Genomic DNA, 14,268 nt, shown 5'->3' with positions numbered 1-14,268 from the left:
TCCCCTGATTGATTCGATTCGATTCGATTCGCATTGCCGACGCCGTGAACGCGAGCCCTTTCGCCCCTACCGCAACCGACGCCTCCCGGACCGACGCGCCGCCGTTCGGCATGCACTCGGTCGGCGTGACGCTCGCCAATGCGAATGCGACGCTCGAGCGCTTCGCGTGGCTGGGCGACCGGCTTGCCGCCGCCGTGTGGCGGCGCGACATCGTCGAAGACGAAACGGCCTACGACAACCCAGGCCATCACACGCTGTCGTGCTACCTGAACGGCGGCTATCGGACCGAGCGCCAGAAGCTGCCGGGCCAGTATGGTGCGCCGCAGCGGCTGTGCGCCCTGCCCGGCGATCACGAGTCGCGCTGGTGGGTGCGGGGTCACATGCACTTCATGCACCTGTACTTCCTGCCCGAGCACTTCACGCGGCGCGCAGTGCACGAGCTCGATCGCGAGCCGCGCGAACTGACGCTCGCGGATCGCACGTATTTCGAAGACGCCAACATGGCCGCCCTGTGCCGCTCGCTCGCCGCGCAGCCGTGGGAGACGAGCGACGATCGCCTGCGCGCGAACGAAACCGCGCATGAGATCCTGAGCCAGCTGCTGCGCAGCCAAGGCGTGCGCCGCGACGACGCGCCCGTCAAGGGCGGTCTCGCGCCGGCGGTCAGACGCCGGTTGCGCGATTACATCGAGGCGCATGTGGCCGAGGCGGTCACGCTCGGCGATCTGTCCGACGTTGCATGTCTGTCCGAATTCCATCTGTCGCGCATGTTCCGGGCCTCGTTCGGCATGCCGCCGAATGCATGGATCGCCGAGCGCCGTGCCGATCTGGCTCGGCAGCTATTGCGCACGACGTCGCTCTCGGCCGAAGAGATCGCCGCCCGCACGGGCTATGCCAACGCGAGCCATTTCGGCCATCGCTTCCGCGCGGCGGTCGGTGTCTCGCCGCTGGCCTACCGCCGCGCGATGGCCCGCGGCTGATCGATACGCGTCAAATACGTCCGCAATGCCTCGATGACCGCCGCCACCTTCGGCGACGGCTGGCTCGTCGACGGATAGACGGCCTGAATGGCGGCCGGCTCGCCGGCCCATTGCGGCAGCAGGCGCACGAGCCGCCCCGCGGCCAAGTCCTCGCCGATCGAGAAATTCGTTAGGAGTCCGAATCCGGCACCGGCCAGCGTAGCGGCACTGCACGCACTGGCCGTGTTCGCGAGGAACGCGCGCTTGCAGCGCACCCGCTCTCGCTCCCCGCTCGTCGCGCGCAGCGACAGCGTGTACGGATGCGTCAACGTCGATAAAGCGACGAACGGCAGCTCGGCCAACTCGCTCGGCAACACCGGCCGTTGCCTGCCCGCGAGAAATGCGGGACTCGCGACGAGCCACCGCAAGTATTGACCGAGCGGCGCGGACCGGTAGCTCGAATCCTTCAAATTTCCCAAGCGGACGGCCACGTCGATGCGCTCGGCGACGAGATCGACATAGCCGTCCGAGCAGACGAGTTCGACTTCGAGCGCGGGATGCATGCGCCGCAGCTCCGCCAGCGCCGGCGCCACCACCAGTACGCCGTAATCGATCGGCGACGCCACGCGCACGGCGCCGCGCAGCGGCCCCGATGCGGCCGAGATGGCGGCGAGCGCGTCGCTTGCGACACGCACGCACTCGCGGCTCGCTTCATAGAGCGTGCGCCCCGCCTCGGTCAGATTCGAGCGGCGCGTCGTGCGCACGATCAGCGTGGCGCCCACTTCGGCTTCGAGCCGTTGGATGTGGGCGCTCACCATCGTTTTCGCGAGGCCGAGCCGCTCGGCGGCCGCGCTCAGCGACCCGGCCTCCACCACGGCAGCAAAGACGACGAGACGATTGAAGTTGAGATCGCGCAGTTCTGCCATGGGAGTCGTTCGTATGGATTGTCCACTCAGGGTGGATTGTGATTCGCCAATTATCCATCTTATGCGTCCAATCGTGCTGCGATAGGCTACACATCGAAAGCTTTGCATTTGCCCATTCGCATCCATTCGCATCCATTCGCATCCATTCGATACCCTCGCAACAAGGATTCAGTCATGCCGCTCGCCCGCCCCGCACAGCCGATTCGTCTACACGCAGCACGTTTGTCGGGCCATGCCCATCGGGCGAAGCTGTTTCTCAGCCTGCTCGGCTTGCCGTTCGAGACGATCGAGGTGGACCTGCGGGCGGGCGAGCAAAAAAGCTCGGCATTCCTAACGATGAATCCGTTCGGACTCGTGCCGGTCATCGAAGACGGCGACGTCGTGCTCTTCGATTCGAATGCCATCCTCGTTTATCTCGCCAAGCGCTACGGCGATCCCGCTTGGCTGCCGGTGGATCCCGTCGGCGCCGCCCGCGTCGAGCAATGGCTCTCGATCGCAGCAGGCCCGATCGCGTACGGCCCCTGCGCCGCCCGTCTCGTCAAAGTCTTCGGCGCCCCGCACCACTACGACACGGCCGTGCGCATCGCGCTCGAGCTGTTCGACGTCATCGAGCCCGAACTGGGCAAGCGTCCCTTCGCGATCGGCACGCATCCGACGATCGCCGACGTCGCCGCTTATACCTATATCGCGCACGCACCCGAGGGCGGCATTTCGCTCACGCGCTATCCGAACATTCGCGCATGGCTGGCGCGCGTCGAAGCGCTGCCCGGCTTCGTCCCCATGCCCACGTTCGAACTCGCCGCGACTGCCGCATAAGGTCCCATCGCCCGGAAGACCCGAAGGAGCACACCATGAACACCGTCATGCCCGCACGCACCGCGCCCGCCCCGTTGCCGGGTTGGGATCTCGACGAAGCGCCGTTCCATACCGGGGAAACGGCCGTGCAGACGCGGGCGGGGGTCCGCGAGAAAGCCGAGATCGGCGGGCGGCGAGGCATCCGGCGGTACTTGCCCGATCAACACCGGCAGTTTTTCGGGCAGTTGCCGTTCATGGTGCTCGGTGGAATCGATGCGCACGGGCAACCGTGGGCGACGCTGCGCGTCGGCGCACCGGGTTTTGTTTCCACGCCCGACGCGACGACGCTGCGCATCGCCGGCGAGGCGTTGGCCGGCGATCCGCTCGATGGGTCCTGGCACGCGGGTGCGGCGCTCGGCGGGCTCGGGATCGAGCCGCCCACGCGCCGGCGCAATCGCGTCAACGGTGTGGTGACCGCGATCGACGGCGACGGGCTGACCGTCGAGGTGCGCCAAAGCTTCGGCAACTGCGCGAAGTACATTCAGAGCCGCACGCCGACACGCATCGAGGCATTCGACGCAGCCGCGGCGCGAGCGGGCACGCGTTTGAGCACGACGCTTGACGCGTCCGATCGTGGGCTCATCGAGCGAAGCGACACCTACTTCATCGCTACGCGCGGTAGCTTGGCGGACGACGGCCCGTCTCAGGGCGTCGACGTCTCGCACCGCGGCGGCTTGCCCGGGTTCGTTCGCGTCGAAGACGAAAACACGTTCGTCGCCCCCGACTATCGCGGCAATCAGTTCTTCAACACGCTGGGCAACCTGGCCGTCGACCCGCGCGCGGGCCTCGTCTTCATCGATTTCGAGCACGGCGATCTGCTTTACGTGGCCGCTCATGCCGAAATCGTCTGGGAGGGGGCCCTGCTCGAAGCGTTCGCGAGTGCCGAGCGGCTCGTCCGGTTCAAGGTCGACGAGGTCCGGAGCAGTCCGGGTGCGCTGCCATTTCGGTGGTCCGACGTCGAGTACGCACCGCAGTGGCGGACGGCAGCCGTCGGCTGACCCGGTTTGAGCCGTTGCCGCCCGGCGAAATGAAATGAGCAGGCGTTCGCGCCGAGTAGGAGCGTGCGTGCGCGTGCAAACGTCGCCATGTAGGTAGCACCCGGCGTTGCCGAGCCGGTTTGGTGTGGTATGGCATCGATTGATAAATGCAATTGTATTTAAACAATTGATAGCTTTTATCATAAACACCAACGGTAAGGCTAACGAGGTACGCCATGACGACTGCGCGGATGCAACTGGGAATGAGCGAACGGACGACGCTCGCGATCGGCGATGCCCTCGCCGGCCGCGGCATGCGCAGCCCGATCGCGCGAGTACGTTCGGCGCTGCTGTTCGCGGGGCCCGCCGTCGTCGCCTCTATTGCCTACGTCGATCCCGGCAATTTCGCGACGAACCTCCAGGCCGGCGCGAAGTACGGCTATTCGCTGCTGTGGGTCGTGCTGGCTGCCAACGTGATCGCGATGCTGTTCCAGGGGCTGTCGGCCAAACTCGGGATCGTCACGAACCGCAATCTCGCCGAAATCAGTAGAGAACAGTTTCCGATGCCCGTCGTCTACGGCATGTGGGGCATCAGCGAGATCGCCGCGATGGCGACCGATCTCGCCGAATTTCTCGGCGGCGCGCTCGGCTTGTCGCTGCTGCTTCACGTGCCGCTCATCGTCGGCATGGGTTTGACGGGCATCGTCACCTACGCGATTCTCGCGGCCGGGGGCCAGGGGTTCCGCCAGTTGGAGATCGTCATCGGCGCCCTGATCGGCACGGTGGCGTTGGCCTACGTGGTCGAGCTGACGCTCGTGGACGTGAACTGGAGCGCGGCGGCCTACGGTACGTTCGTGCCGCAATTGCGCGGCCCCGGCGCGCTGTCCGTCGCCGTCGGCATCCTCGGCGCGACGGTCATGCCGCATGCCATTTATCTGCACTCCGGCCTCACGCAAAACCGCGCCCCGGCGAAGAACGCTATCGCGCGCCGCAAGCTGCTGAGCTTTTCGAATCGGGAAGTCGTCGTCGCCTTATCGGTCGCGGGGCTCGTCAATATGGCGATGGTGATCATGGCGTCCGGCGCGTTTCACGCCGGCCACTCCGACATCGCCGAGATCGAAACCGCGTATCGCAGCTTGACGCCGCTGCTGGGAGCCGGCGCGGCAGCCGTCTTTCTGGTGTCGCTGCTGGCGTCGGGGATTTCGAGCTCAGTCGTCGGGACGATGGCGGGACAGATGGTGATGCAAGGCTTCGTCGGCTTTCACATTCCGGTCGGCGTGCGGCGGCTTCTGACGATGGCGCCGGCGTTCGTCGTCGCGGCGCTCGGCGTGAACGCGACCGACGCGCTCGTCTACAGCCAAGTGGTGCTCAGCTTCGCATTGCCCGTCCCGATGATCGCGCTCGTGATCGTGACGAGCCGGCGCGAAGTCATGGGTGCATTCGTCAACAGCCGGCGCATGACGATCGCGGCCATTGCAGCGACCGTCGTCATTCTCGCGCTCAACGCCGTGCTTTTGCTGCAGACGTTCGGCGTCATCGGTTGAAGCGATTCGGTAAGCGATTCGGTGACGGTCGGCCCTCGATCGGTTTGCCGATTCGAACGCCGCTCTTTCATCAGCCGTAGGAGGAATCCGCGCGCGGCCGTTCGGCACGCCGGCGAGGCAGGGCCGTCGCTTTCCACCAGACCCACGCCGCGACGATCGCCATCGCCGCGGCGCCGTACAGCACCCCGCGCATCGCTGCCGTGAACGGCATGCTTGCGCCGATGACCGAACCGAATACGGCCACGCCGAGCGCCGATCCCGACTGGCGCGCCGAATTGAGTACGCCCGCCGCGACCCCGGCATGCCGGTGCTCGACCGTCGAGAGCGCGGGCGCCGTCGCGGCCGGCGTCACGTAGCCGGCCGCGAGCCCGATAGCAAGAAGCGGCGCGACGGCCGCCCAATTCGGCGCGCCCGCCACCAGCGCCATGAGCGCGAGCGCACCGGCCGCATAGAGACCGAACGCCGCGCACATCGACACCCGAGACCCGCCGACCCTCGCCAATCGATTCGACAACACCCCGCCGGCGGCCACCATCGTCGTCATCGGCAGTAGCGCCAAGCCGGTCGAGAGCGGGGAGTAGGCCCGCACGCGCTGATAGTAAAGACTGGCGACGAACAGCAACCCGTAGAAGACGAAGGCCGAAGCCATCGAGACGAACGCGGAGCCGGAGAACACGCCGCTGCGAAACAGCGACAAGGGCAGCATCGCGTCGGGGCTGCGCGATTCGATTGTGAAGAACGCTGCCCAGGCGCACACCGTCGCGGCCAAGCCCGCCAAGACGATCGGCGAGCGCCAGCCGAGCGGCCCGCCCTCGATGAGTACGCCGATCAGCGTCGCAAGCGCGACGATGGCGGCGAGTTGCCCAAGCGGATCGAATCGGCGCGCCGAGCCCGCCGGGATGTCGCGGGCAACGCGGCACGTCATGGCGACGCCGCACATGCCGACGGGAACGTTGACGAAGAAGATGCTGCGCCAATCCAACAGATGGATCAGCATGCCGCCGAAGATCGGCCCCGCCGCCATCGCCACGCCGCCGCAGCCGACCCAGAGCCCGATCGCGCGAGCGCGCGCATCGGGGCTCGGGCAAGCCTGGTTGATGAGCTTGAGCGAGCACGGCACGAGCATCGCCGCGCCGATGCCCTGCACCGCGCGGGCGACGACGAGCATCGGTAAATTCGCCGCGACACCGCAGAGCGCCGACGCCAGCGTGAACAACGTCAGGCCCGCCAAATAAACGTTCCGTGCGCCCAGGCGGTCTCCGAGCGTCCCGCCCGTCAGCAGCAGCGCGGCGAAGACGAGCGTGTAGGCGTTCGTCACCCATTGCAGGCCGGCGATCGGCATCGCGAGCGCCGTCGATATCCGCTCGAGCGCGACGTTCACGATCGACGTATCGAGGATGACGATGAAATAGCTGACGCTCGTCGCGGCCAGAATGCGCCGGGTCTGCGGCGAGAGATCCGCGATCATCGGCCGATCCCCGCCGCCGGCTCGTTGCGGCTGAGATCGCTGCTTCGATTGCTTGTTCGATTGTTCATCGCTTGCCCCCATGATCGATGTCATGGCGGCGAGTCTATGCGGCGCGCACTGCCTCATGCTTCGATGCGCATCGAATCGTGCGCACGCGATTGCTGCTATCGTGATTGCGTATCTGTACGTGTTCGATGAATTCGATGAATTCGATGAATTCGATGCATTCGGTACATTCGTTGGAGAGATCGACATGCCCCTGCAACCGAACGTCGCGTCAGCCGCTTTCCTCATCGCCGATCCGGCGCGCGCCGCCATGCTGACGACGCTCGTCGACGGGCGTGCCCGCCCCGCGAGTGAACTCGCGTTCGCCGCCGGCATCACCGCGCAAACGGCCAGCTCGCACCTCGCGAAGCTGCTGGCCGGCGGCTTGCTGACGGTCGAAACCGAGGGCCGGCATCGCTACTACCGATTGGCCGGCTCGCATGTGGCCGTCGCACTCGAGACGCTGGCGTCGATCGGTCCCGAGGTCCGGCCTCGGCAGCGGCCCTTGAGCGCCGACGCGCAGCGGCTGCAGTTCGCGCGCTGCTGCTATGACCATCTCGCGGGACGTCTCGGCGTGGCCATGACGCAAGCGCTCGTGGCACACGGCTACCTCGCCGAAGCGGGCGACAAGCAATTCGAAGTGACCGCCGCCGGCGCCGACTGGTTCGCGCGCATGGGGCTCGACATCGCGTCGATCAAACCCGCGCGCCGGGGCCTCGCGAGGCAATGCCTCGATTGGACGGAGCGCGAGCACCATGTCGCCGGCCCGCTCGGCGCCCGCTTGCTGGAGCGACTCTGCGAGAACGGCTGGCTCATGCGGTCGAAGGCCTCGCGCGCCGTGCAGGTGACGCCGAAAGGCGCGGCATCGTTCAGGGAAGAACTCGGCGTCGACGTCGCCTCCGTCATGCGAGCGGCGTGCGCCGAGCATCGGCACGGAGCCGATCATGGCGGCGCGGCCGGCGAAGCCCGCGCATCGTGAAACGATCGGCGCCGCGGCGGACAGCCGGCGGCGCGCATCGCCCGCGCCGAAGCGGCCTCAGCCTTCGAGCGCCGCGCCGAAGTGGTCGTTGAAGCCGTGGAACTGCGCCATGTACTTCTCGTATCCCTGCTCGGCCGCGAACCGCAGCGGATAGACACGCTTGACCAGCACCTCGCGCACGTTCGGCTGCGTCTCGAGAATGCTCATGACTTCGTCGATGAATTCGGCAAGCGGCATCGCTTGCGGATCGTTCGCTTGCCGCTCGCCCATCAACTCGGTCTGCACGTAAGGCGGTGCGATCTCGACGACGCCGACGTTCGTCTCGCGCAATTGATAGCGCAGCGCGTCGCTGAACGCATGGACGGCGGCCTTGGTCGCGCTATAGGTAGGGGTGTGCGCGAGCGTCAGAAATGCCAACCCCGAGGTGACGGTCATGATCGTCGACTGCGCTTGACGCTTCAATTGCGGCAACAGGGCCGCCGCCAAGCGAATCGGCGCGAGCAAATTCGTCGTGATCGTCGCTTCCGCCGTCGATAAATCGACCTTTTCGGCACGCCAGTTTTCGAGTTGCATGATGCCGGCGTTGTTGACGACGACGTTCAGTGTCGGAAATTCCTCGGCCATGCGCGCGGCGAATCGCTCGATCCCTTGCGGATCGCCCACGTCGAGCACGGCCGTCTTCATTCCGGGATTCGCGTCGGCCACCTTGCGCAGCGTATCCTCGCGCCGGCCCGCGATGATGACTTCGTTGCCGCGGCGATGAAATGCCTCGGCCAGCGCACGTCCGATGCCGGAGCCCCCGCCCGTGATGAGAATGGTGTTTCCAGTCACTTGCATGATGCTTCTCCTTGAGTTGACGATTGACTGGCGCCAGAATAGACCCAATACTCTCGTTTAGGAAGTAGGCACCAAAGTGTGCTGTACGAACACATCGGTAAGTAAAGGATCAGGTACCCGTCATGCCCGAGCAGAAACCCAAGCAACCACCCGCGGGACGCGCCGTCGTCTTCGAATCGCCAACGGGCGAGACTTCGACGCCGGAACTCGACGATGTCGTCATGGACGTCATCGGACGCATCGCCGACAAATGGACGATGTGCGTGCTCGAAGTGCTCGCCCAAAACGGCGTGCTGAGATTCACGCGGATCGGAGACCTCGTCGGCTCGATCAGCCAGCGCATGCTGACCAAAACGCTGAGGCAATTGGAGGAGGACGGGTTCGTCATCCGCACGGTCTATCCGGAAGTGCCGCCGCGCGTCGAGTACCAATTGACCGAACTCGGACACAGCCTGTGCGCCGCGTTTTGCGGCGTGTGGCTGTGGGCCGAAAAGCATTACGACCAACTGCAATCGCTGCCGAAGAAAGCGCGCTCGGCGTAACGACGAACGCGGATGCGCATCGGTTCATCGCGTTTCGTATCGAAGACGCGCCAAGGCTCGCCGAGCACTTCAAAGCGTCCTGCTTTTTCGCAAATCGAGAGCGCCTGCCCCCGCTCGGATGAAGATCGACTCGCCCGCCTTCGGTGGGCCATCGCACCTCAACCTCGATCCATCCCAAAGGGGCAAACCATGAATCGATCATTCACGATTCGACCATCGTCGTGCGCATCCGTCGCGGCATCGGCCTTATCGCTGCTCTGCTCATTCCCCGTCGGCGCCTCCGCACTACCTGTCATGACATCGCCGCAAGTGCGGCTCGCCGAGGGCATCGTCGCCGGCGATCGCGCGATGACGGGCATCCATCAGCTCAACGTCTTTCGCGGCATCCCCTACGCCGCACCGCCGATCGGCGAGAGCCGCTGGCGCGAGCCGCAACGTCTCGCGCCCTGGATAGGCGTGCGGGAGGCCAAGCAGTTCGGGCCGCGCTGCATGCAGATGGACGGGCCCAGCATGACGTTCCGCTCGCCAAGCATGAGCGAAGACTGCCTTTATCTGAATGTATGGGCACCGGCGAAAAGTTCGGAGGGGACGCTTCCGGTGCTCGTCTATTTTCACGGCGGCGGCTTCGCGTTCGGCGACGGATCGGAGCCGCGCTACGACGGCGCGCACCTTGCCGGACGCGGCATGATCGTCGTCACGGTCAACTACCGGCTCGGCGTGTTCGGCTTCTTGATGCACCCCGAGGCGGAGCGCGACAGCGAGGCGCGCGCGGCGGGCAACTACGGCTTGCTCGATCAGCAAGCGGCGCTGCGCTGGGTGCGCGAGAACATCGCGCGTTTCGGGGGCGACTCGGCGCAAGTGACGATCGGCGGAGAAACCACCGGCGCCATGTCCGTGAGCGCGCACATGGCGTCGACGTCGTCGCGGGGCCTGTTCGCACGGGCGATCGGCGAAAGCGGCGGCGCCTTCGCGCCCAACGCATTCTGGACACGCAAAAAGGCGGAGCGGGCCGCGCAGGCGTTCGCCACGCGTCTCGGGGCCAACTCGCTCGATGACCTTCGGGAGATGTCGGCGGAAAAAGTACAGCAAGCGATGGGAACCTATAAGGACCCTCAACCGTTTCTCTGGCCGAGCATCGACGGTCATTTTCTGACCGACACGCCGGCCGCGATTTTCGAGGCCGGACGCCAAGCAGCGGTCCCGCTGCTCGTCGGCTCGAATTCGCAAGAGAATCACTTCAAGACGATTTTCGGCCCGCACGAACCGACGCCCGAAAACTGGGCGCTCGCGCTCGGCACAATCTTCCGCAACGAATTGCCTGAAGCGCATCGGCTCTACCCCGGGAACAGCGCCGACGAAATCCTACGGTCGGCGGCCGTGCTGGCGAACGATCTCACGATGGGCCATAGCACGTGGCGTTGGATGGACCTGCACCGGCAAACGGGCCGCGCCCCGGTCTATTTCTATCTCTTCGCGCATCGCCGCCCGCCTGCCGTGGCCGCCGGGGGCAAGGCGATCGAGAACGAGGACTCGACACCTGTCACCGGCGCCGCGCGCCGCTCGGAGATCGTCTATGTCTTCGGCAACCTCGACCAGGACCCGCGCTTTCGATGGACGACAGACGACTACGCCGTCTCGCGGATCTTCTCCGGATATATCGAGCAATTCGTCAAGAGCGGGACGCCGAATGGCGCGAGCGTTGCCACGGCCCAGATCTTTTCCGAGCACGTCGATCGCCTTGTGGAGGCCGGCGCACCAGGCGGCGCGGGCGGCGCACGAACGAACCCGCAAACGATCGGTCGCTCGCCCGCCGATCTCACCCCTCCGCAGTGGCCGGCCGTGCACCCTGTGCGCGACGGTCTCGCGCGGCAAGTGATCGATACGGACACGCGCACGACGTTCGATACGGGCGCAGAACGCCACGCACTGGTCCAACGGATGATGCAAGCGCGGACGCGGAATTAATCGAATCGATCGGGAGCCCGATCCATCCCCGCGGTGTGCTCACGATTCGCACCACCGGCACACCGCGGGTCCATCATCCATCATTCGCGCGGCGCGTCGGCGGCAACCTCCTTGCCGGCGACGGATGCCGCCTTGCGCGCCGGGCGCCGCACCACCCTCACCTTCGCGCTGTTCCCACCACCGCAGAAGAACCGGTCGCCGCCGTCCGATTCGAGCCCCGACACGATGACGCTCGCGGGCATCTCCAGCGCCTCGACCACCTCTCCCGAACCCGCATCGACGTGTCGAATCTCGCTGCGCTCGTCTTCCCATGTGCCGTGCCACAGTTCGCCGTCCACCCAAGTTACGCCGGTGACGAAACGATTCGATTCGATCGTGCGAAGCACCTTGCCCGTGACGGGATCGAGTTGATGGATCTTGCGTTCGCGGTAGCAGCCGATCCAAAGCGAGCCCTCGGCCCATGCGAGCCCCGAACAGCCGCTGCTGGGCGGCGTGGGGATCGTGGCGAGCACCTGTCCGGTCGCGGCGTCGATCTTGCGAATGATGTCGCCGGCGATTTGAAAGAAATGCTTGCCGTCGAAGGCGGTGCCGGCATCGGCGGGCACGGCCATGGTCTGCACGGTCTGCCCGCTTTCCGGGTCGAGCGCGCACAGCTTGTCGCCGGCGGCGAACCAAACTCGCGTACCGTCATAGGTGACGCCTGCAACGGAGTTGATCCCCGACAAGGGGCCATATTCGCGGACAATTTCGGCATTCGATCGATTCATGGCTGCCATCCTATTCGGTCGACCACGGCGTGGGGAGTAACAACGTTGTCGCGAATCCGACGACGGGCGGCGTCATCCAGCGCCGCGCCCGCCCATCGCCTACCGCTTGAACCTTGTCCTCGGAGGCAAGTGCGTCAAGAGCGCGCTGCACCGAGCGCTGGCTGGCGCCTGAAGCGACGGCCAGCGCGGAACTCGACCATGACTCGCCGTCGGCAAGCAGCGCGAGCACGGCCGCATGTTTCTCGTCGAACAGGCGCCCCAAGACGGCGACCTCGTGGGCACTCGCCGGCATCAGTGCAAAACCGCCCTTCGTCGCCGTCACATCGGCGATCGGTTTCATCAACGCGCGCAGCCGGCCGATCTCGACGCGCAGGCGGGCGCGATGCGTTTCGTCGATGAGCTTGGCCCGGAACGCCTTGGCGATGAGTGTCTGCCTCGGCACATCCTCGGGCCACGCCTCGGCCAGCATGCAAACTAGCGCGAACAGAACCGGTCGCGAAGCGAGCGAAATCGTGACATTCGATTCGCGAACCACATAGCGGCAGGCGTCGACGATGAGCCGCTTCGCCGACGACAAAGCCTGCACCTGTTCCAGCGTGACGTTTCGCGACCGGCCGCGCTCGATCAGGCGCGCAGCCGGCGCCGCCAGGGCAAGCGCCGCATGCTCGACCTCGGCCGTCAACGAGGCGATGCCCGACTCGCGCGCGGCTTGCGCAGCTATGGCAAGCGCATCGCGCGCCGTGGTCGCTTGCAGCCGGCGCAGCGCGATGCCTGCGGCGAGCAACGCTCGGGAAGCGCGCAGCGCCGCGGGCAGAGGACCGGACGGATCCTTCCCGAGCGCGCGCTCCGCGTCGTCGGGGCGCCCCATCAGCAAAAGACGCCTGGCCTCGAGACACCGTGCGTGGACGGCATTGAGCCGATCGCCGCAGGCTTCGAGCGTAGCCCAGGCCGCCTCGAACGACGGATCGGCAGCGCGCAGATCGCGGGACGCCAGCGCGACTTCCGCTTCGGCCACGACGCATCGGGCGCGCGCCAGCGGCTGCTTCGGCCCGAACGCACGTGCCGCGCTGCGCAATAGCGTCCTCGCTCGGGGCAGATCGCCGAGCTGGGCCATGGCGATGCCGCGCAGCGCGAGCGCGTGCGCGTCGTCGCGCAACGCGACGCAGTTCAGCGCGCCGAGCGCGTCACCGGCCGCGAGCGCGCGCGCCGCGACGGCAATCAGCGAGTCCATGCGAATCCCGACACGAATCCCGACACGAATCCCGACACACTTGTCACTCCCCCCGGATGGATGCCGGTCACTAATCTAGCACTGACATGTCACGACATGGGGATGCGCGGGCGGCACGCACCGGCGGCGCGGCGTAAGTCCAACCCGCTCGACGGAGGATACGATGAACACACACTGCTGCGGAATCGGCATGGAGCCGAAGCGCTTGCGGGCGTCGCCTGTCTCACCGGCTGCTCGCGCCTCTTTCGCCTGCCTCTTCGGACTCGCCTTCGTAGCGAGTGCGGCTGCGACCGTCTGGTCTTGCCGATCGATGTCCGCGATGGGCGAGACGCCGATGCCCGGCGGTTGGTCGATATCGACGATCTGGATGCCGGTTTGCGGTCAAACGTGGCTCGGCGCCGCGGCCTCGTTCGTCCGCATGTGGATGCTGATGATGGCGGCGATGATGCTGCCGTCGTCGGCGCCTGAACTTCGCCGGCTTTGGGAACGCGCGTGCACGGCACGCCCGATCTCAGCGGTGGGGCCTGCGCTGCTGACGGCTGCGTGCTACTTGTCGTGGTGGGCGGCCGCCGGCACGATCGTATTCGCCGTCGGCAATGCGCTTGCCACGCACTTGCCGCACGCGGCCTCGCTCGCGCGCCTCGCTCCGCTCTCATCGGCTATCCTGGCCGTCACCGCCGGCGTCGTGCAATTCACGTCGTGGAAGAGGCGCCGCATCGCCTGCTGCGGCCGCGCGCTTTCTCATGACCCAACCCATGCGCTCGGTGCGGGTGCTGCCTGCCGGCTCGGATTTCGGCTAGCACTTCACGGCGGCTGTTGCTGTGTCAATTTAATGGCCGTCCTTCTCGTCATCGGCATCATGAATCTGCCCGCGATGGCTGCGCTGACGGCGGCGATGACCGTCGAGCGCCTCGCGCCGGCGAGGTGGCATGCGGATCGAGGCATTGGGATTGCCGTCGTCGCGACAGGGCTATGCATGATCGGAAATATTCCGTAATTGCGCGGGGGACATAAGCGCCGGCGCGAGTCCCCCGCCGGCACAAGCCTGAGCCGCCCGTGGCTCCGTTACACGTTTAACAAACCGTATCCACTGTTGCTGTTAATCTCGATGGCGTAAGCGCGCCCTGTGCGGGCGGCCGCTGACCTACCTCGCGTCTTGCCGCCACTCGAGATACG

Annotated in this window: 12 protein-coding genes and 1 pseudogene; 8 read left to right on the top strand and 5 right to left on the bottom strand. The window is 66.2% G+C overall.

What is annotated here, in order from left to right:
• Nucleotides 1–44: 44 nt before the first annotated feature.
• A complete protein-coding gene (locus DWV00_RS13030; protein ID WP_425452772.1) occupies nt 45–977 on the top strand; it encodes a helix-turn-helix domain-containing protein in 933 nt (310 codons plus the stop codon).
• Here DWV00_RS13030 and DWV00_RS13025 read toward each other — a convergent pair.
• On the bottom strand, nt 950–1,882 hold the full coding sequence (locus DWV00_RS13025; RefSeq protein ID WP_115534006.1) for a LysR family transcriptional regulator: 933 nt from the start codon (nt 1,880–1,882) through the stop codon (nt 950–952). The genes DWV00_RS13030 and DWV00_RS13025 overlap by 28 nt on opposite strands.
• Nucleotides 1,883–2,056: 174 nt before the next feature.
• Between DWV00_RS13025 and DWV00_RS13020 the strand changes: the two genes are divergently transcribed.
• The 3 genes and pseudogenes from DWV00_RS13020 (at nt 2,057) to DWV00_RS13010 (ending at nt 5,258) form a co-directional block, all read left to right on the top strand.
• The gene (locus DWV00_RS13020) at nt 2,057–2,698 is read left to right on the top strand and encodes a glutathione S-transferase family protein (protein WP_115534005.1); all 642 of its coding nucleotides are present in this window, start codon (nt 2,057–2,059) and stop codon (nt 2,696–2,698) included.
• Between the two features lie 47 nt (nt 2,699–2,745).
• Nucleotides 2,746–3,729 (top strand): annotated as a pseudogene (locus tag DWV00_RS13015) (pyridoxamine 5'-phosphate oxidase family protein); the annotation flags it as partial.
• Nucleotides 3,730–3,950: 221 nt separating this feature from the next.
• Nucleotides 3,951–5,258 (top strand): Nramp family divalent metal transporter, encoded by a 1,308-nt coding sequence (locus tag DWV00_RS13010; protein WP_115534003.1) that lies wholly within the window; start codon nt 3,951–3,953, stop codon nt 5,256–5,258.
• Between the two features lie 70 nt (nt 5,259–5,328).
• Here DWV00_RS13010 and DWV00_RS13005 read toward each other — a convergent pair whose 3' ends face one another.
• Entirely contained in the window at nt 5,329–6,819 is a 1,491-nt protein-coding gene (locus DWV00_RS13005; protein ID WP_245964862.1) for an MFS transporter, read from the bottom strand.
• Here DWV00_RS13005 and DWV00_RS13000 point away from each other — a divergent pair.
• Nucleotides 6,806–7,750, top strand: a complete 945-nt coding sequence (locus tag DWV00_RS13000) for an ArsR/SmtB family transcription factor (RefSeq protein ID WP_245964861.1) — start codon at nt 6,806–6,808, stop codon at nt 7,748–7,750. The genes DWV00_RS13005 and DWV00_RS13000 overlap by 14 nt on opposite strands.
• 57 nt (nt 7,751–7,807) lie before the next feature.
• On the opposite strand, the gene DWV00_RS12995 is transcribed toward DWV00_RS13000, so the two are convergent.
• Nucleotides 7,808–8,587 (bottom strand): SDR family oxidoreductase, encoded by a 780-nt coding sequence (locus DWV00_RS12995; protein ID WP_115534002.1) that lies wholly within the window; start codon nt 8,585–8,587, stop codon nt 7,808–7,810.
• A gap of 122 nt (nt 8,588–8,709) precedes the next feature.
• On the opposite strand from DWV00_RS12995, the gene DWV00_RS12990 reads away from it, so the two are divergent.
• A complete protein-coding gene (locus DWV00_RS12990) occupies nt 8,710–9,129 on the top strand; it encodes a winged helix-turn-helix transcriptional regulator (RefSeq protein ID WP_115534001.1) in 420 nt (139 codons plus the stop codon).
• Between the two features lie 294 nt (nt 9,130–9,423).
• Nucleotides 9,424–11,094, top strand: coding sequence for a carboxylesterase/lipase family protein (locus DWV00_RS12985; RefSeq protein ID WP_245964860.1), 1,671 nt, complete (start codon nt 9,424–9,426; stop codon nt 11,092–11,094).
• Nucleotides 11,095–11,174: 80 nt separating this feature from the next.
• Here DWV00_RS12985 and DWV00_RS12980 read toward each other — a convergent pair whose 3' ends face one another.
• Both DWV00_RS12980 and DWV00_RS12975 read right to left on the bottom strand, forming a co-directional pair.
• Nucleotides 11,175–11,861, bottom strand: coding sequence for a Vgb family protein (locus DWV00_RS12980; protein WP_115534303.1), 687 nt, complete (start codon nt 11,859–11,861; stop codon nt 11,175–11,177).
• A 10-nt stretch (nt 11,862–11,871) separates the two neighbouring features.
• On the bottom strand, nt 11,872–13,092 hold the full coding sequence (locus DWV00_RS12975; RefSeq protein WP_115533999.1) for a helix-turn-helix domain-containing protein: 1,221 nt from the start codon (nt 13,090–13,092) through the stop codon (nt 11,872–11,874).
• Between the two features lie 319 nt (nt 13,093–13,411).
• Between DWV00_RS12975 and DWV00_RS12970 the strand changes: the two genes are divergently transcribed.
• Nucleotides 13,412–14,089 carry a copper chaperone gene (locus tag DWV00_RS12970; RefSeq protein WP_245964859.1) on the top strand — a complete coding sequence of 226 codons (678 nt, stop codon included), beginning with the start codon at nt 13,412–13,414 and terminating at the stop codon, nt 14,087–14,089.
• Nucleotides 14,090–14,268 lie beyond the last annotated feature (179 nt).

It is taken from the genome of Trinickia dinghuensis (assembly GCF_003367175.1).
Taxonomy (GTDB): domain Bacteria; phylum Pseudomonadota; class Gammaproteobacteria; order Burkholderiales; family Burkholderiaceae; genus Trinickia; species Trinickia dinghuensis.
The sequence above is the reverse complement of the archived record's forward strand: the minus strand, read 5'-3'. Positions and strand labels throughout refer to the sequence as shown.

What these genes read in the sequence shown, in the direction of transcription:
- DWV00_RS13025 (WP_115534006.1), bottom strand. Translation starts at nt 1,882, where the DNA reads ATGGCAGAACTGCGCGATCTCAACTTCAATCGTCTCGTCGTCTTTGCT.
- DWV00_RS13020 (WP_115534005.1), top strand. Translation starts at nt 2,057, where the DNA reads ATGCCGCTCGCCCGCCCCGCACAGCCGATTCGTCTACACGCAGCACGT.
- DWV00_RS13010 (WP_115534003.1), top strand. Translation starts at nt 3,951, where the DNA reads ATGACGACTGCGCGGATGCAACTGGGAATGAGCGAACGGACGACGCTC.
- DWV00_RS13000 (WP_245964861.1), top strand. Translation starts at nt 6,806, where the DNA reads ATGATCGATGTCATGGCGGCGAGTCTATGCGGCGCGCACTGCCTCATG.
- DWV00_RS13005 (WP_245964862.1), bottom strand. Translation starts at nt 6,819, where the DNA reads ATGACATCGATCATGGGGGCAAGCGATGAACAATCGAACAAGCAATCG.
- DWV00_RS12995 (WP_115534002.1), bottom strand. Translation starts at nt 8,587, where the DNA reads ATGCAAGTGACTGGAAACACCATTCTCATCACGGGCGGGGGCTCCGGC.
- DWV00_RS12990 (WP_115534001.1), top strand. Translation starts at nt 8,710, where the DNA reads ATGCCCGAGCAGAAACCCAAGCAACCACCCGCGGGACGCGCCGTCGTC.
- DWV00_RS12985 (WP_245964860.1), top strand. Translation starts at nt 9,424, where the DNA reads ATGACATCGCCGCAAGTGCGGCTCGCCGAGGGCATCGTCGCCGGCGAT.
- DWV00_RS12980 (WP_115534303.1), bottom strand. Translation starts at nt 11,861, where the DNA reads ATGAATCGATCGAATGCCGAAATTGTCCGCGAATATGGCCCCTTGTCG.
- DWV00_RS12975 (WP_115533999.1), bottom strand. Translation starts at nt 13,092, where the DNA reads ATGGACTCGCTGATTGCCGTCGCGGCGCGCGCGCTCGCGGCCGGTGAC.
- DWV00_RS12970 (WP_245964859.1), top strand. Translation starts at nt 13,412, where the DNA reads ATGGGCGAGACGCCGATGCCCGGCGGTTGGTCGATATCGACGATCTGG.